Annotated in this window: 11 protein-coding genes; 8 read left to right on the top strand and 3 right to left on the bottom strand. The window is 42.7% G+C overall.

Translation table 11 applies throughout. The annotated features are described in order from the left end of the window. Nucleotides 1-45: 45 nt before the first annotated feature. The 3 genes from GJU40_RS09995 to GJU40_RS09985 all read left to right on the top strand — a co-directional run bounded on the left by GJU40_RS09995 (nt 46) and on the right by GJU40_RS09985 (nt 5041). Nucleotides 46-1545 carry a methyl-accepting chemotaxis protein gene (locus tag GJU40_RS09995; protein WP_154307618.1) on the top strand — a complete coding sequence of 500 codons (1500 nt, stop codon included), beginning with the start codon at nt 46-48 and terminating at the stop codon, nt 1543-1545. 764 nt (nt 1546-2309) lie between these two features. Then, nucleotides 2310-3731 carry a PAS domain S-box protein gene (locus GJU40_RS09990; protein ID WP_154307617.1) on the top strand — a complete coding sequence of 474 codons (1422 nt, stop codon included), beginning with the start codon at nt 2310-2312 and terminating at the stop codon, nt 3729-3731. Between the two features lie 62 nt (nt 3732-3793). After that, entirely contained in the window at nt 3794-5041 is a 1248-nt protein-coding gene (locus GJU40_RS09985; RefSeq protein ID WP_154307616.1) for an MFS transporter, read from the top strand. A gap of 258 nt (nt 5042-5299) precedes the next feature. Here the strand turns inward: GJU40_RS09985 and GJU40_RS09980 are convergent, their stop codons facing one another. Then, complete coding sequence (locus GJU40_RS09980) at nt 5300-5851, bottom strand: 3D domain-containing protein (RefSeq protein WP_154307615.1); 552 nt, start codon at nt 5849-5851, stop codon at nt 5300-5302. Nucleotides 5852-6216: 365 nt separating this feature from the next. Here GJU40_RS09980 and GJU40_RS09975 point away from each other — a divergent pair, with 365 nt between their 5' ends. The 4 genes from GJU40_RS09975 to GJU40_RS09960 all read left to right on the top strand — a co-directional run bounded on the left by GJU40_RS09975 (nt 6217) and on the right by GJU40_RS09960 (nt 12518). Next, nucleotides 6217-7230: a LacI family DNA-binding transcriptional regulator gene (locus GJU40_RS09975; RefSeq protein WP_170289373.1), complete on the top strand. Its 1014-nt coding sequence runs from the start codon at nt 6217-6219 to the stop codon at nt 7228-7230. A gap of 21 nt (nt 7231-7251) precedes the next feature. Next, nucleotides 7252-8937 (top strand): glycoside hydrolase family 13 protein, encoded by a 1686-nt coding sequence (locus GJU40_RS09970; RefSeq protein WP_154307613.1) that lies wholly within the window; start codon nt 7252-7254, stop codon nt 8935-8937. 135 nt (nt 8938-9072) lie between these two features. After that, nucleotides 9073-11355, top strand: a complete 2283-nt coding sequence (locus tag GJU40_RS09965) for an ATP-dependent DNA helicase (protein WP_154307612.1) — start codon at nt 9073-9075, stop codon at nt 11353-11355. Between the two features lie 701 nt (nt 11356-12056). Beyond that, nucleotides 12057-12518, top strand: coding sequence for a hypothetical protein (locus GJU40_RS09960; protein ID WP_154307611.1), 462 nt, complete (start codon nt 12057-12059; stop codon nt 12516-12518). A gap of 70 nt (nt 12519-12588) precedes the next feature. Here the strand turns inward: GJU40_RS09960 and GJU40_RS09955 are convergent, their stop codons facing one another. After that, entirely contained in the window at nt 12589-13506 is a 918-nt protein-coding gene (locus tag GJU40_RS09955; RefSeq protein WP_154307610.1) for a DMT family transporter, read from the bottom strand. 98 nt (nt 13507-13604) lie between these two features. Beyond that, nucleotides 13605-15974 carry a penicillin acylase family protein gene (locus GJU40_RS09950; protein WP_154307609.1) on the bottom strand — a complete coding sequence of 790 codons (2370 nt, stop codon included), beginning with the start codon at nt 15972-15974 and terminating at the stop codon, nt 13605-13607. Between the two features lie 159 nt (nt 15975-16133). Between GJU40_RS09950 and GJU40_RS09945 the strand changes: the two genes are divergently transcribed. After that, nucleotides 16134-17255 carry a DEAD/DEAH box helicase gene (locus GJU40_RS09945; RefSeq protein ID WP_154307608.1) on the top strand — a complete coding sequence of 374 codons (1122 nt, stop codon included), beginning with the start codon at nt 16134-16136 and terminating at the stop codon, nt 17253-17255. Nucleotides 17256-17673: the final 418 nt, after the last annotated feature.

Below are 17673 nucleotides of genomic sequence, written 5' to 3'. Positions count from 1 at the left end.
TACCATATAGAGGTATTTATTTTTATTCTAAAGGGGATATGTTTTTTGGGAAATCAACAAGCTTCTGAATTTGAGGTGCTGGGAACCAAGCTGCTCAGTTATTTGATTAGCGGAATGCTGCTGGCTGCTTATCCGCTGATAATTATGTTTCATTTAATGGATTTTATCAGCTTTGCTGACATGCTGCTGTTTATTTTCTCTACTTTCGCTCTGGGGCTTGTGCTGCTGGGTTTTTATAAATGGAAGGGTAACCTTCAGTGGACAAAATATGCAGTCGTTACAGTGACTGTTGCAGTGGTTGGAATCGTCATATACATCCTTCCGTCAGACAGAATCTGGATTGTTTTGTTTTTATATCTGGTACTGACTATGTTGTATTTAAGTACAAGAATTGTCCTGCTCGGAGGTTTTTACGGGCTCATCCTGCTGGTGCTGTTTGTTGCTTCAGAAAAGTCTTCCATTGAAAATATAATGGATTTAACAATTGTGTTTGTCCTCTATATTATGACGTGGCTTGCTGCTGCTTTTGTCAGCTATTGCGGAAGAAGAGTTATCAGCTCTGTGATGGAAAAAGAGCGGCAAATGACTTTGCAGTCCGGGGAACTGTCAGAGGTGATCGGGCGTTCCAAAGAGACGGCTCAGCACGTTTTTTCTTCCTCAGGAGATGTGAAGGAAAGACTGTCAGAGTCAGGACAATCTATGCAGGAAATAGCAGCTGCCATGACAGAAATGTCGCTGGGTACAGCTAGATACGCAGGAGAATTGGAAAAAATCACTTCTATAAATGATCGCAGTGAACAGGTGCTCTCTGCCGCTGAAGAAAAGGTTCATGCAGCATTGAAAAAAGTAGAGTCATCCTCTGACGTTTCACAGCAAAGCATCAGTGTGATGAAAACAGCAGGGGAGCAGCTGGATGATTTAAAGGAAAGCCTTGCTTCTTCAACGGCTTCCATACAGCAGCTTTCCAAAAGTTTTGAGAGCATAGAGAGATTCACAAACAGGATATCAACCATATCGGAACAGACAAACCTTTTGGCTCTGAATGCTTCCATAGAGGCGGCCCGGGCCGGCGAACATGGCAAGGGCTTTACTGTTGTTGCTGAAGAGGTTAGAAAGCTGTCTGCGGAGACGGCCAAAGCCACGCATGAAATTACTCAGGTAGTGGAAAGCTTGACACTTGAAGTAGCTGAGACCGAAAAAGCAGTATCGCTGAGCAATGAACAGCTCAGCAGGCAGAATGCAGTGATGGAAAGCGGAACAATTTCTTTTAATCAAATTGCGGAAGACTCAATGGAAACGCTGACGGCAGTAAGGGAGATGAGCAGCTATTTCACTGAGGTAATCAAAAACTTTAAAGATATCTCCACGGGGATTGAAGAGGTTTCGGGCTTTGTGGAAGAGCTTGCTGCAAGCTCAGAAGAAATTCAGGCATTAACTTCATCCCAAAGAGACAATACAAAGAATATGGTGGGTTCTATTAACACGCTGGCTCATACAGCGGAACTCTTACTAGCGCATGTTCATGAAGGGCAGAAATCTATATGATTTCTGCTCTTTTTTTATAGAACGATACAGGCATAACTCAAAAAGCTGCCCTTAATTTCACCAAGAAAGCACAGTTTTCGGTTTAGCAAAGAAAGGCTCTGCATGTTTTTGGTTTCACATATGATGCCGGGTACAACATGGGAGGTGCCGAGGACCCTGGTCTGCATAATAGGCGTAACAATTCCGCTTATTGGATAAATAGCAGCAAAAAAGCCCTGAATAGCCGGAGGTATTCCGGCTATGGACCCAAAACAGCCTGAAATAAGGGTTTTTCAGGTGTATAACCGGAAAAGCTGCCCTTATTTATACTAAAAATAGCACATTTTTACGTTTAACCGGAAAGGCTCCGCTTATTAAAGTTGCGCAGGTGATGCCGGGTACAACATGGGAGGTGCCGAGGACCCTGGCCTGCAGAATAGGCGTAACAATTCCGCTTATTGGATAAATAGCATAAAAAAAGCCCTGAATAGCCGGAGGTTTTCCGGCTATGGACCCAAAACAGCCTGAAATAAGGGTTTTTCAGGAGCATAACCGAAAAAGCTGCCCTTATTTATACTAAAAATAGCACATTTTTACGTTTAACCGGAAAGGCTCCGCTTATTACAGTTGCGCAGGTGATGCCGGGTACAACATAGTGGATGCTGAAAACCCTGATCTGCTGAATAGCCGTCTATGAATCCGTTAATAAATCACTATAGATATAAATGTAATTTATTGTTATATTTAAAGTTGTGTATCTATTTAGGAGTGTGGTGAAGGGAAAAATGTTTCAGTCAACTATATTTAAAGAAATTTTCTATCAGTCAAGTCTTCCTCAGTTGGTCAGTACAACAGATTTTAGCGAGGTTGCCTGCAATCCTGCATTTTATGAGTTTATTGGCTATGAAGAAAAAGATCTGACCCTTCAGACACTCAGTGAAATGCTTCCTGTTGAAAGCAGAGAGCAGGATATCATGGTGTTGAAAACCATCGCATCCGGACATAAAAAGGAATTTCAAGGAGAAAAGCGGTTTGTGACGAGAAATACAGTCATTAAAATAGGAATTCTCAAGGTTTCACTTATCCAGGACTGTACGTCAGGGAAGGATTACCTTCTTGCACAGGTAATTGATATTACTGAGAAAGTACAAAGCGAGCGAAAATACCGGCTGCTTGCAGAGCATTCCACTGACATGATAAATCTTCATGATGTGGACTCTACCTATTTATATGTTTGTCCTTCTGTTCAAACAATCTTAGGATTTTTACCAGAGGAAATGATTTATAAAAGGCCTTTGGAATATATACTTGAAGAAGATCATCATTTACTGAGGGAAGCTGTGAGCAGAATGAGCCCCGACAACCCTGCAGTAGTTGTGCAGTTTAGGGCTGTCAGGAGAGACGGCTCTCTTGTCTGGATGGAAACTGCTATTAAAGGAATGTTTGATGATGCTACTAATGAGCTTCGGGAGCTTATTTCAGTCTCACGTGATATACAGCAAAGAGTCGAGACCAACCAGCTGATCAGAAAATCGGAAAAACTCGCTGTTGTTGGACAGCTGGCAGCTGCAGTTGCACATGAAATCAGAAATCCATTAACACCTATTAAGGGTTTTATGCAATTATTTTCTTCTACAAAAGAATATAATCCCCTGTATACAGAAATTGTGCTGCAGGAGCTGGAGAGGGTAGAAAGCATTATTTCAGAGTTTTTGAGCATGTCAAAGCCACATATTGAAAAGAAGGAATATCTTGCAGCAGATGATTTAGCCAGGCAGGTTGTACAGCTTTTAAAGGCTCAAGCGGCTTTGCAGAATCAGGATATTTCTTTGAAAGTAAAGGGACACATCCCGGAAATTCTCGGAGATTCAAATTCATTAAAACAAGTGCTGTTAAATGTAATTCAAAACGCTCTGGATGCAATCAGAGAAAGAGGTTTCGTAGAGGTAACGATTTCAGCCTTATCATCAGGCAGTATTTCCATAAAAGTCGCAGATAATGGCTGCGGAATTCCAAAGGATCGCCTTTCTCAGCTTGGAGAACCCTTTTATTCCACAAAGGAAAAGGGTACAGGTCTCGGATTGATGACCTGCTTTAAAATACTGGAGGACCATCATGGCAGAATGACCATTGAGAGTGAAGAAGGCACCGGGACAACGGTTACGATCTTGCTTCCTGGAGATGAAAAGGCAAAAGCATACAGCTGAAAAAATAACTCTGTTGAGATGATATAGATACTTTTGAAATCAGGGCGAGGGGAAGAAGTGAGATGAGTCAAAATGCAGGACTTTCAGCTTTATTGCGAAATCGATTCGTAAGGGCAATTCTGCTATCCGGGCTTTTTTTGCAGCTTGGCATCTGGATAAGAAATTTTTCTGTGCTGTTGTTCGTAATGGAAATGACAAATGGAGATCCATTCGCCGTTTCAATGATTTCTGTGGCCGAGTTTGCTCCCATCTTTATATTTTCTATTATCGGGGGAGCCTTTGCAGACCGCTGGCGGCCGAAACGCACCATGATCTGGTGTGATGTTCTCAGTGCTGTATCTGTGTTTGCGGTGCTCTTGACCCTTGAGTTCGGTACATGGAAAGCAGTGTTTTTTGCCATGCTCATTTCAGCCATCTTGTCACAATTTTCCCAGCCATCCGGGATGAAGCTGTTCAAAAAGCATGTTCCCGAAGAACAGATTCAAATGGGCATGAGCATCTATCAGTCTATGTTCGCCATTTTTATGATTCTCGGCCCGGTCATCGGCACCTTTGTCTTTCAGCAGTATGGCATCATCATATCCATCGCTATAACCGGCATCATGTTTCTTTTATCTGCCGGAGCGCTGCTGTTTCTTCCGCAAGATCAGCAGGCTGCGCAAAAAGAAACTTCAACCATTAAGCAAGATTTAATCAAGGGCTTTCAGTATGTAAGAAATAATCGTTTTTTGACCATTCTCGGAGGCAATTTTTTTGTGGCGGGCCTTGCAATCGGTTTGACTCAGCCGCTTGGCATTTTTATCGTCACAGAACAGCTGGGTGCCGAAAAAGAGTTTTTGCAATGGTTTATGGCGGTGAATGGAGTGGCCATGATTTTTGGAGGAGGAGCTGCTCTGGTTCTCTCAAAAAAGATAGCCCCTATCAAACTGCTGGCCGCAGGCATGGTGTTTGACGCCATTTCATTCTCTATTATGGGTTTTTCACAGATAATCTGGCTTTCTCTCGCAGCGCAATTTCTAAGCGGCCTCATGATGCCTGCTATCCAGATCAGCATTAATACCATGATTTTGCAAAACTCGGAAGAAGCATTTGTCGGCAGAGTTAACGGAATTATGACGCCGCTCTTTATGGGGGCAATGGTGGTCATGATGAGCCTGGCTGGTCCGATAAAGAATCTCGCAGGAATTACAGCCGTCTACCAAACATCCGCCGTGCTGTTCATCATTGGCGTGGCAATTATTATCCCTCTTTTCAAGGATAAAAGTCAGCCTGCCCTGATCGCTCAAAAGGTTCCTGCAAAAACACAGTAATAATGAGCCGGATTGGACCTTAGACACAAGTTACTAATCTAATAGTGCAGCTGATATGTTTGCAGAAACAGTACTCACTTTCTGACACATATTCTTTTAAAAGCCAATGTGAATTTGGCTTTTTTTCTATGTTCTGAAATTGGCATCGCTGCACTTCTTTTCGAGATCAATCGTGTTCCAATATAAGCTGAAACGACAAATACGAAAAAGGGTGTTCCAGCATCTGCTATTGGAACACCCTTTTTCGTATTCTATTGATTATTGATACACTTTAATTTTCACTTTTTTAACTCCCCATTTTTTTGCGGTTGAATGAGAGGAGAAGAATACATCAATTTTATTGTTTTTAATTGCATGGCCTTTATCAGCAGCAATCGCATATCCATAGCCTTCTACATATACTTTTGATCCAAGCGGAATGACTCTCGGATCTACGGATATAACCTTTGCATTTGGGTTTTTCTTTAAGTTAATGCCGGTAGCTGTAATGCCGCTGCAGCCTTTGCAGCTTGCAGTGTAGGCAGTTGCTGTTACTGTCAGTTCTTTATAGTTTTGGGTAGGAGCAGAATTTTTTGCAGAAGCAGCAGCTGGTGCACTCTTTCCGGAAAGCTGAAGAACTTGATTGGGCTTAATGTTATCTGATGAAAGTTTATTCCAGCTTTTTAACTGTGCAACGGTAACTTTGTTTTTCTTTGCAATGCTCCACAACGTATCGCCTGATTGAACCTTATAGCTTGCGGCAAAAGCTTGACCAGAAAACCCAAGTGACAAAAGCATAACAGTTGAGAGTGTTACAATAAACTTTTTCAAAATTGAAAGTCCCCTTTTGTTGTTGTTCTTATAATGACTTAAGATATCAGTTTTATATGACAGGGGTGTTTCAGTGTTATTCTATTTTTATTACAGTTAAATAGAGAAATGTAACAATTATTGGCTAATTATGTGTTTAAAAGGGAAAGTATATAATAATTTTCCTATTCTGGAAGACTAAAGTTCCTTATATCAGCAGGATTCTTCAGGAAAATCGCTTACAGAAACATTGGTGTAAATATTTTGTAACATAAGAGTCATTTCAGGAGGTTTAAGATGTGTTTGACCCTGATCTCTTTTTCTCCTATACTTATTTACGAGGAATGTAATGCATTACATTTTATATGCAATTTAAAAGAGGGTTCATGATGAAAGTGAATGATTTAAATATGAAGGAGATTGCGAAGCTTGCGGGAGTCTCCACCGCAACCGTTTCAAGGGTGCTGAATCATAGCGGAAAAGTGAAAGAAAGCACCAGGAAAAAGATCGAAGAACTGATTGAACAGACAGGCTACCGCCCCAATGTTTTGGCTCGGGAATTAGCTGAAAAGAAAACCAATCTCATTGGTTTGATTGTTCATGCGATGACAGGGGAAGGAATACCAAAAGCCGTAAACGGGTTAAATGAGCAATTGAGTGAAAATGGCTACAGTCTTCTCATTGCCGGTTCCAATGGCATCTTTGAAAATGAAATGAAACAGATAGAGCTGTTCAGGCAGAAAAGGGTTGAAGGCATGGTCTTTGCAACGCGCCAGTTTACAGAGGAACATGAAAAGATTATGAAAAAATTACCTTTCCCGGTGGTTATTCTAATGCAGGATACGGACAGTGCAGGTATTTCCAATGCAGGTTTTGACAATTTTCAGCTTGCGAAAGAAGCCGCATCCTCCCTGCTTTCTTTGGGGCACAGGAGGTTTGCCTATATAGGAGGTCCGGAAAGCTCGGACAGTGCTGTACTGAGAGAAAACGGTGTAAAAGCAGCATTAAAAGAGTATGGTGTCTATCTGCGTCCTGCACTTCAAAAAAGGGGCTCCTATCATATTGGGGACGGATACACGCTGATGAAGCAAATTCTTAATGAACAAGAAAAGCCTACTGCAGTACTGGCGGGAAATGACGGCATGGCTGTCGGTGCTGTAAATTGTCTGCTTCAGCACGGTTACAGGGTGCCGGAAGACGTGTCAGTGATGGGTCTGGATGATACTGATTTGGCCCAGGCTTCCATTATCCCGTTATCAGGAGTTCAGTATTCCTATACAGCTCTGGGGCGGGAGGCAGCAAATATGATGATACAGGGAATTGAAGCAGGCGAATTGTTGTATGAAAAACGGATTCTGCCCCACAATATTTGTATCAGACAAAGTGTAAGTAGTATATAGACATACAAGGAGTGAACATCTATGAGTAAACAATGGTGGAAAGAAAGTGTTGTATATCAAATTTATCCCCGCAGCTTTATGGACAGCAATGGAGACGGCATCGGGGATATCCCGGGAATCTTGACAAAGCTGGATTATTTGAAAAACCTGGGCATAGACGTTGTCTGGCTTTCGCCGGTTTATCAATCTCCGAATGATGACATGGGCTATGATATCAGCGACTACGAAGAAATTATGACAGAATTCGGCACCATGGAGGACTGGGATACTCTGCTGGCAGAAATGCATAGGAGAGAAATGAAGCTTGTCATGGATCTGGTAGTGAATCATTCGTCAGATGAGCACGCTTGGTTTATGGAATCGAAAAAATCCAAGGATAACGAGTATCGTGATTATTATATTTGGAGACCGGGGAAAAATGGCGGTCCTCCAACAGACTGGAAGGCCACATTCGGGGGCTCAGCCTGGGAGTATGATGAAGCTACAGATGAATATTATCTTCATATGTTTTCAAAAAAGCAGCCAGATTTGAATTGGGAGAATCCAAAGCTCCGCGAGTCAGTGTATAATATGATGAAATTCTGGCTTGATAAGGGAATAGACGGATTCAGGCTGGATGTTATTAACATGATTTCAAAGAAAGAGTTTCTCTCTTCCTATGAAGACTATAAAAATGGGCGTGAGGTACTGATGGATTATCAGTTCAACGGTCCAAAAGTGCACGACTACTTAAGGGAAATGAATGAAAAAGTACTGTCACAGTACGACATGATGACAGTTGGTGAATGCCCGAAGGTTTCTCCTGACTTGGCCCTGCTGTATACAGGGGAGGAGCGCAAAGAGTTGAATATGGTTTTTCAATTCGAACATATGGGGCTTGATAAATATCCCGGCAAACCAAAGTGGGGATTAAAACCGCTGAATCTGCTGGAACTGAAACAAAACTTAACCAAGTGGCAAAAGGAGCTCGAAAATAACGGCTGGAACAGCTTGTACTGGAATAATCATGATCAGCCGCGGGTGGTTTCCCGTTTTGGGAATGACAGTGAATATCATACAGAGTCTGCGAAAATGCTGGCTACCATTCTTCATATGATGAAGGGCACTCCCTATATTTATCAAGGCGAAGAGATTGGAATGACCAATATTCAATTTCAATCCCTTGAAGAATATAAAGACATTGAAACACTTAATTACTATCGTGAAGCATTAGAAGAAGGAAAGCAGCATGAAGACATTATGGCATCTATCTACGCAAAAAGCAGGGACAACGCCAGAACGCCTATGCAGTGGGACAGCAGCGAATATGCAGGCTTTTCGGAAGCGAAGCCGTGGATCGGAGTTCATCCGAATTATCATGAGATAAATGTAGAAAGTGCCCTTGAGAATGCTGACTCTATTTTTTATCATTACAAAAAGCTGATAGAGCTGCGGAAGAAACATGAGATCATTGTGTACGGAGCGTATGACCTGATTCTCGAAAATCATCCTTCCATTTTTGCCTATATCAGAACACTGGGCAATGAAAAGCTGCTGGTGGTCAACAACTTTTACGGTGATGAAACAGCATTGGAATGGCCTGAAGAAGCTGGCGGCTTTGTAACAAAGAAAAAGCTGATCGGAAACTATGGGGAGGAAAGTGCTGAGGAAGAGGGGAAAATCAAGCTCCGCCCTTATGAAAGCATTGTGTATTCCTTAACATTTTAACTGGAAATAGACAACTTAAAAAGAGAAGCATCCAGGTGAAAGCTTTTCACCATATGGATGCTTCTTTTCTTTGGTAAAATAAGATCATCATGGGACAAGGGAACCGTCCCCGCGTCCCTAGCAAAGGGGAATTGTATGAAAACCGAGGTGAAAATATCAGTTAGAACACTGGTTGAATATGCATTCAGAAGCGGCAGTATTTCTTCAAGCTTCACATCAGCAGTAAGAATGTCTGAGGGAACAAGACTTCATCAAAAAGTGCAGGCAGCATACGGTGATGAAGATGAAAAAGAAAAATATCTCAGCGCAATCGTGAATCACGGAGACTACACTTTTGCTCTTGAAGGCAGATGTGACGGCCTCCTTTTAACAGACAACGGCATGGTCATAGATGAAATTAAGACAACGTTACGGGATCTTTCTGAGCTTGAAGAGGACAGCTATCCAGTTCACTGGGCACAGGCGATGGTTTATGCCTATATGTACGCCCTTCAAGAAGAAGAGGAGCAGATTACTGTGCAGCTTACATATGTCCATGCGGTAACTGAAGAGCATAAGCGATTTTTAAGAATCTGCACACTGCCTGAGCTGAAAGCATTTGTAGAGAACGTCCTCACCATTTATACCCCGTTTGCAGAGCTGCGGGAACATCATACGAAAAAACGGACAGAAACCATTAAACAGCTTTCTTTTCCTTTTTCCTCCTACAGGGCCAATCAAAGGGAATTTGCCGGTGCTGTTTATCAGTCTATTGCCCACAATAGAAACTTGTTTGCACAGGCGCCGACAGGGACCGGCAAAACCATTTCCACACTGTTTCCGGCCATCAAAAGCATAGGGGAGGGGCTGGCGCAGAGAATATTGTATGTGACTGCAAAAACCATCACAAGAACTGCAGCAGAAGAAACGACTGCCCTTCTCAAAAAGGCCGGACTGCATGCATATACAGTCACTCTGACAGCGAAGGAGAAAATGTGCTTTAAAGAACAATTTCACTGCGAAAGCGGTGCCTGTCCTTTTCAGGAAGGTTACTATGACAGAATCAATGAGGCAGTTCTTGATATACTCAGAAATGAAACACTGATGACCAGAGACGTGATTCAGAAGTATGCAAGAAAGCACACCGTCTGCCCTTTTGAATACTCGCTGGATCTCGCTTATTTGGCAGATATCATTATTTGTGATTATAACTATGTATTTGACCCGCGAATTTCATTAAAACGTTTTCTGGAGGAACATAAAAAGAACAGTATTCTCCTTGTGGACGAAGCCCATAACCTGCCGGACAGGGCGAGGGGCATGTTTTCTGCAACGCTTGAAAAGTCATCCTTTCTTCAGCTTCAAAGAGAATGGAAGGGGAAAAACAGGGAAGTGCATGAAGCTGCAAAGGCACTGAACAGCTTTCTTTTAAAGATCAGAAAGGAACTGGAGCCAGAAAAGGAAGGGGTGAAAGAAGAGGTTCCGGAAGAGCTGCTTATGCTTGCTGAACAATTTATTAGCGCCGCTGAAAAGCAGTTGCTGCAGGGAGCGGAGGATAGCGCTCTTTTGCTGGACACTTTCTTTCAAACCGGTAATTTTTTAAGAATTTCAGGCCTCTATGACGAAAGATTTTTAACACTGTTTCACTGTGAAAGAAGCGAAGTGGTTGTCACACTATTATGCCTGGATCCATCACATCTTCTTCAAAAACAGGGAAGAGGCTACAAAGCTAAAATTTATTTTTCAGCAACACTGATGCCTCTCGACTATTTTCAGGAAATCCTTGGCGCAGGTGAAGAATATGACAGCAAGTCAATTCCTTCTCCATTTCAAAGAGAAAACCTGAAGATTCACATTAAGCCCCTGTCCACAAGGTACAAGGACAGGGAAACCACAAAGCAGCAGATCCTGGAGACAATCAGGAACACCTCCCTGGAACAGGAGGGAAATATTCTCGTGTTTTTTCCATCGTATCAATATATGGACAATCTGTATGAAAGCTTTACTGAAATCTATCCCGAAGTGAAAACCATTGCGCAAAACAGGATCATGCAGGAAAGTGAGCGGGAGGACTTCCTAAAATTGTTTCAGCAGCAGGAGAAAAGTCAGCTGATCGGCTTTGCAGTCATGGGAGGAATCTTCTCAGAAGGTATAGACCTTCGCGGTGATGCGCTGCAGGGGGTGATTGTAGTAGGAGTCGGTTTGCCGCAGCTCTCACTGGAGCGCAACCTGATGAAGAATTACTACAATAGCATCGGAAAAAGCGGCTACGACTACGCATATACATTTCCCGGCATGAACAAGGTACTTCAGGCCGGGGGCAGGCTGATCCGGACGGAAGAAGACAAAGGAACGATCGTCCTCATTGACGACAGATTTCTATACAGCAAATATCAGTCGCTCTTTCCATATGAGTGGAGGCATTTTACTGTTATTTAGGGGATGGTTTTTGGGATAGTGCGAGATAGTAGAGCAGAGAGGGTCGTTTTGTTCTACTATAATTGAGATAGTATAACAAAAGGGTGGTGTTTGTTATAGTATCTTCAGGATTTAGCGGGATAGTAGAACAAAGAGGAGCGTTTTGTTCTACTATAATTGAGATAGTATAACAAAAGGGTGGTGTTTGTTATAGTATCTTGGGAATTTAGCGGGATAGTAGAACAAAGAGGGTCGTTTTGTTCTACTATAATTGAGATAGTATAACAAAAGGGTGGAGTTTGTTATAGTATCTTCGGAATTTAGCGGGATAGTATAACAAAGAGGGGCGTTTTGTTCTACTATAATTGAGATAGTATAACAAAAAGGTGGTGTTTGTTATAGTATCTTGGGAATTTAGCGAGATAGTAGAACAAAGAGGGTCGTTTTGTTCTACTATAATTGAGATAGTATAACAAAAGGGTGGTGTTTGTTATAGTATCTTGGGAATTTAGCGAGATAGTATAACAAAGAGGGTCGTTTTGTTTTCTACTATAATTGAGATAGTATAACAAAAAGGTGGTGTTTGTTATAGTATCTTTGGAATTTAGCAAAATAGTAGAACAAAGAAGATCACTTTGTTCTATCATCCTGAGAATCCCTTATAAAAAAAGCGTCCGGCATGTAAAACAGCCCCTCCCCTATTAGAAAGAAGGGTAAAGACAATGGAAAAGCTTCTGCTCAATGGAATAACAGGCTTTACTGATGACAATCATTCACCACCTCATCAGGTTGATGGGCATCTATTCAAAGAATTGTGCTATTATTTTGCACGTGATAATCACGGAAAAGTGAACAATGTTTCTCCACCTCAATATCCAGCTAACTTTTTCTGCGCACATGTTGAAATGAGGGATAACCATTTTTATATTCTGCTGAATGAAGTTTATCCATATCTAGCATTTGCTTCAGAGGTGGGATTTGAAGGCATAGCATTCACTAACAGCCCTGCTGCTGTGAATGAACCTTTTTCTTCCCATTATGAGATCATAGGTGCAGATGAACTGAATGCCCCCTTTCATTTGGCTTCATTAAAGAGTACAGATTTAAACAGTGCAGAGGTCAAACAGATTTCTTTCTGGAGTCCTGAAACAATTGGACAGATTCTCTTTAACTATTGGGACTAAGAAATTCACTATGTTCCTATCTTCATAATAAAAAAAGCTCCGGCATTCGGAGCTTTTTCTGAAGAATACATTAAGATCTTACTGGCTGCTGCTTTGTTCTTCTGATTATTTCTTCGAATGCACCTGATCCGAGGACAACTCCTGTGATGATAAAGGCGAGCCCTAACAGGTGGGCAGAGACGATTTGGTCTCCCAAAAAGATGGCTGCACCGAGCAGAGAGAAGAATGTGCTGAGATTGATAAAAATTGAAGCTTCAGCTGCACCAACTCTGCTGATGGCCACATTATAGGTCATGTGCCCGAGGGCAGTGGCCAGAATGGCAGATGACAGCATGACAGACCAGGATAGGGCAGATCCTTCTGCGAGGCTTGCGAGTCCGCCGGGCTCTGTTGCAAGGCTGATCATAAATAAGACGGCAGAGCCGAATATCAGCATGTAGCCGGTGAGCAGCCTTGGATCAAGAGATTTCACTGCCTGGCTGATAATGATAAAACTAATAGCCTGAGAGAAGATAGACAAGAAGATTTGCAGATCACCAAGACTCATCCCGCTAAGGCCCGACCCGTTCCCGAGAATGGTGACACTTACACCTGCTGCACCCAGGATAAATCCTGAAAACCGGATGAGAGTCGGTTTTTTTCTCAAAAACATCATAGATAATAGTGCGGTCAGTAATGGCCCAAGCCCGAGAATAAGCCCGGCATTGACCGCAGAAGTATGGGTAAGACCTGCCGCCAGAAAATAATGGTGCCCCACAACATTGAACAAAGCGCCAATGGTGATGAACTTCCATTCCTTTCTGACCGGCAGCCGAAATTTACCTGCCAAAGCCAATACGGACAGCACAGCACAGCCCGCTATAAAAATACGGAGAGCTGTAATGGTGATTGGCATAAAATCCTCAACAATGATTTTGATAGCTGAAACGTTAAATCCCCAAATCATCATAATGCCTGTGAGCACAAAGAAGATCTGAAACTGTTTCATGCAGCTCACTTCCTTACTTTTTCCATTTCATAACTCACACAGTATAACATTAAAAATCGTAAAATACCCATGAAAAAAACTGGTCCATAAAGAACCAGTTACGAACCTGGAACCAAATATAGAATATTTGGCTGCTGAGGTTTTTTGTCCAAATCAGTGATATGATATGTTCCTTGAACCCAGTCCTGATACTGATCATGATACCAGCGGCTTCTGAAGTGCCCGGACTGTCCGGGTCCAACAATATGATGCCCCTTTGAGCTGTCGGCCATATCAATCGTAAATCGCCAGGAAGCTCCGTGGCGGACAATGCCGTCCTGTCCGTAGTTTGCTGCCATGACAGTAATCTGGCTTCCTCCGAGAGGGGTTGGTTTCACAGGATTCAATATTGATTTTAACAGGCCTGAAGCAGAGGAAAGCGGATGCGGAAAATCCAGTTGATGATAATGTCCCCATTTCCAGGTGGCTGGATCGTTTCCATACTGTTCGTCAAGCTTGTTGATTGTCTGATGAAACGATACAGCCAATACTTTATTTATACCGCCTTTTTCTTTTATCCAAACAGGGTCTTTTTCACTAAAAGATCTTCTGAGCAATTCATCTGTAATACTTTGTTTGCCCTCAAATAATTTGTCCATCTTCTTTGGAATGCTGTCCTTGAAAAGCACATCAGCTATTTGTTTCATCCAAAGATGAAAGATGAGCGGAGCAGGGGAATTTTTATCGTCCTGACCATCCCAGTTAGTTAATTCCCTTAGGGCAGCTTCTTCTATTTCCGTCAGTGGAAGAGCTTGCAGTTTCATTAGGAAGCGGGGAAGAAATTCTTTTGCATATAAATTTTTGATGTCCATTTGCAGATTCTGCATATCATCCAGTGTGTAAGTCTCTTTTTCTTCGAGAAATTCTGCTATTCTCATATATCTGTAAGGCTGAGCCCAATGGTGGCTGATATGGTAAGGGTAGGAGTCGCTTACAACCTTGTTGTTGGCAGTTGCTATATAGCCTTTTTCGGGATTCACCGACTTCGGCAATTTCTCGTAAGGAATAAACCCTTCCCACTCATATTCATCTGTCCAGCCCGGAACTGGCAGCATACCGTCTCCCTTTTTGCGAATAGGAATTTTCCCGTTTGCCTTATAGGCAATGTTTCCATGAATATCAGCAAAAACAAAATTTTGCGCAGGAACATGAAAATCTTCCAGGGCCTTTTCGAATTCATTCCAATTTTGAGCTTTATTCATGTTGAGAATTGCCTGAAGCTCAGCCGAGGGCTGAAGAGCAGTCCATTTCATGGAGAGTGCGGTCCGCTTTTTCTGATCATGCGCAAACTCAGAAATGATGGGTCCGTGCCGTGTTTCAATGACTTCATATGGAATGGCAGTTCCGTTTTTGACACGAATGGGCTCTTCAATGACATTTGCTTTTTCCCATTTCTCGTTATAGAGAAAAACATGTGGATCATTGGGATGCCTCTTTTCTATATATAAATCCTGCACATCAGGTCCTGTATTGGTAACGCCCCAGGCAATATGTTTGTTGTGCCCAAGAATAATGCCGGGAATTCCAGCGAATATCACACCGCTCACATTGAGAGCATCGGTAGCTAGGTGCATTTGATACCAAATGGAAGGCGTGCCTAGTGACAGGTGGGGATCATCGGCCAGCAGAGGCTTTCCGCTAGCGCTTTTGCTTCCGCTGAGTACCCAGTTATTGCTGCCATTATGCTCAGGGGGAATAACAGCTGAAGTAAAGCTGTCCTCAAGATCCAGCTTTGCCTGCTGATAGCTCTCCAGAATATGGGGTGCATCCTTGGGATAGGAAGGAAACAGCTCCATCGCCTTTTCTTTAGGGAATGTTTGAAGGGCCCAGTAGCGGAAAGCCTGCCCGGACCAGTGTCCTCCCAAGTCGAAGGCCATATATTTTCCGATCGTCAGTGAATCAACAGGCGTCCAGGGCTGTGGCTGATACCCAAGCACCGTAAATTCAGGAGGAAGGCTGCCCTTTTGGGATGCGTCCTGAATGAACGCATTAACACCATCGGCAAACCACTGCAGCACCTTTTTTGAGTTATGTTCATAATTTTGATATGACTTTTCTGCTGCTCTTCTCAAACCTAATGTACGAAAAAATTTATCCCGGTCAACAGCGGCTTCCCCGACGGCTTCGCTCAACGTACCGGAAGCCTGTCTTCTGCTTAAGTCCATTTGAAACAATCTGTCCTGTGCTTGTACATATCCCTGGGCAATATATAAATCCTGCTCATTTTCAGCATACACATGGGGAACTCCCTTTTCATCCCTTGAGACAGTCACTTTCTCTTTTAACCCGGGTATCACAAGCTGCCCGGAGCTCACCGGAAGGCTCCTATTGGTATAGTGATACAGAAAACCTGTGGCGATCCCGCTAAACAGCAGTACAGCTGCAAAAAAATAGAGCAATCTTCTTGTAAGTTTTTTATTCTGAAACATGATGAATGGTTCACTCCCTTCTCAACCAATATATTATTGAGAGAAAGCAATTAGACTTGTCCGCTGTCTGCTTTTTCTTTTCAGATCATTTTGCTTTATAATAGCTTATAGAACCGGCACAGCTTTCAAAGCTATAGCCTGAATTGAAGGAGAGACAGAATGGACGTAAACACAATGAAACCTTTTATAAAAACAGCCTGGGAAAAAGCAGGCTTTGAGGACGCTACAGATATTCAGAACGCGGCGGTTCCAGTTATCCTGGCAGGAAGGGATGTTCTGGCAGAGTCTCCGACAGGTACCGGAAAAACCCTCGCCTATCTGCTGCCCCTGCTGAACAAAATAGATGCTGAGAAAAAACATATTCAAGCTGTTATTTTGGCATCTTCACACGAACTGGTGATGCAGATTCTTCAGGAGCTTCAAAAATGGTCTGAGGGGAGCGGCATTGCTTCTGCTTCCTTCATTGGCGGTGCGAATATGAAAAGACAGCTGGACAAGCTGAAAAAGCGCCCGCAGGTCGTTGTAGGAACGCCTGGCAGAATTTCTGAACTTATTAAGAATAAGAAATTAAAAATGCATGAAGTGAAAACAATTGTGCTGGACGAAGCCGATAGCCTGCTTGTTCCCGAACACAGCAACACAGTAAAAGGAATTATTAAATCAACCTTGAATGACAGGCAGCTGCTGCTGTTCTCGGCGACACTTCCTGAAAAAACACATTCAGAAGCGCTTCAGCTGATGAAGGATCCAGAGGTCATCACGGTTGAAAGAAAGGAAGCTGACCGTGGCAATGTGGAGCACATTTACTTTGTGGCGGAAGCCCGCGACAAAATCGTCATACTCGATAAGCTGATTAAAACCCAGAACATGAAAGCTCTCGCATTTATCAAGGATATTGGCGAGCTATCTGTACTATCATCCAAGCTTGAATACAAAGGTCTGGAAAACGGCGTCCTCCACAGTGAATCGAAAAAAGCCGACAGAGAAGCAGCATTAAGAAACTTCCGCTCCGGAAAATCCAACCTGCTGCTGGCCTCAGATGTAGCGGCAAGAGGCCTCGATATTCAGGGACTGGAAAATGTCATTCATTATGACCTGGCAAAAGACACTGACCAATATGTACACAGATCAGGCAGAACAGGCAGACAAGGTGCGAAGGGAAGAGTGATCTCAATCGTCACCGAAAGGGAAGAGAGAGAACTCAAAAAACTGGCAAAAGAACTCGGAATCACAGTGCATAAGAAGCAAATGTACAAAGCTGAAATCGTTGATGCACAATAATTTTAAAAAACATTGAAGTTCCACTGGGGACTTCAATGTTTTTTATTTTGGGATTCTGATTTTGCAGAAACAGAGGCTTTAGATAGGTTGGGGAGGCGGTTTGTGAAAGGCGCTGTACTTATTTGAACGGAGGTATTCCTTTTCCGAAGATCAACCGAATTAACGGAGGAACTCCGCCGCCGAATATCGACCCAAATAAACGGAGTAATTCCGCCTATTCAAAAAAAATACCGAACATCAGCCGAAATAAACGGAGTAATTCCACTAGCATTGTAAAAATATCCACAAGGGTATACCGAGTTTACTCTATATGTAATTTAAGTATAATTTTACCATCCAAACTTCTTCGTTCAGAGCCAAAAAGTCTAGGGGGTTGTAATTGAACCCAGTTATCCAAAAATTGGATATTATTTTCTTT

The sequence above is a fragment of the Metabacillus lacus genome (assembly GCF_009674805.1).
Taxonomy (GTDB): Bacteria; Bacillota; Bacilli; order Bacillales; family Bacillaceae; genus Metabacillus_C; species Metabacillus_C lacus.
The sequence above is the reverse complement of the archived record's forward strand: the minus strand, read 5'-3'. Positions and strand labels throughout refer to the sequence as shown.

Coding starts and splice junctions, on each gene's coding strand:
- GJU40_RS09990 (WP_154307617.1), top strand. CDS start 2,310: ATGTTTCAGTCAACTATATTTAAAGAAATTTTCTATCAGTCAAGTCTT.
- GJU40_RS09985 (WP_154307616.1), top strand. CDS start 3,794: ATGAGTCAAAATGCAGGACTTTCAGCTTTATTGCGAAATCGATTCGTA.
- GJU40_RS09975 (WP_170289373.1), top strand. CDS start 6,217: ATGATGAAAGTGAATGATTTAAATATGAAGGAGATTGCGAAGCTTGCG.
- GJU40_RS09970 (WP_154307613.1), top strand. CDS start 7,252: ATGAGTAAACAATGGTGGAAAGAAAGTGTTGTATATCAAATTTATCCC.
- GJU40_RS09965 (WP_154307612.1), top strand. CDS start 9,073: ATGAAAACCGAGGTGAAAATATCAGTTAGAACACTGGTTGAATATGCA.
- GJU40_RS09960 (WP_154307611.1), top strand. CDS start 12,057: ATGGAAAAGCTTCTGCTCAATGGAATAACAGGCTTTACTGATGACAAT.
- GJU40_RS09955 (WP_154307610.1), bottom strand. CDS start 13,506: ATGAAACAGTTTCAGATCTTCTTTGTGCTCACAGGCATTATGATGATT.
- GJU40_RS09950 (WP_154307609.1), bottom strand. CDS start 15,974: ATGTTTCAGAATAAAAAACTTACAAGAAGATTGCTCTATTTTTTTGCA.
- GJU40_RS09945 (WP_154307608.1), top strand. CDS start 16,134: ATGGACGTAAACACAATGAAACCTTTTATAAAAACAGCCTGGGAAAAA.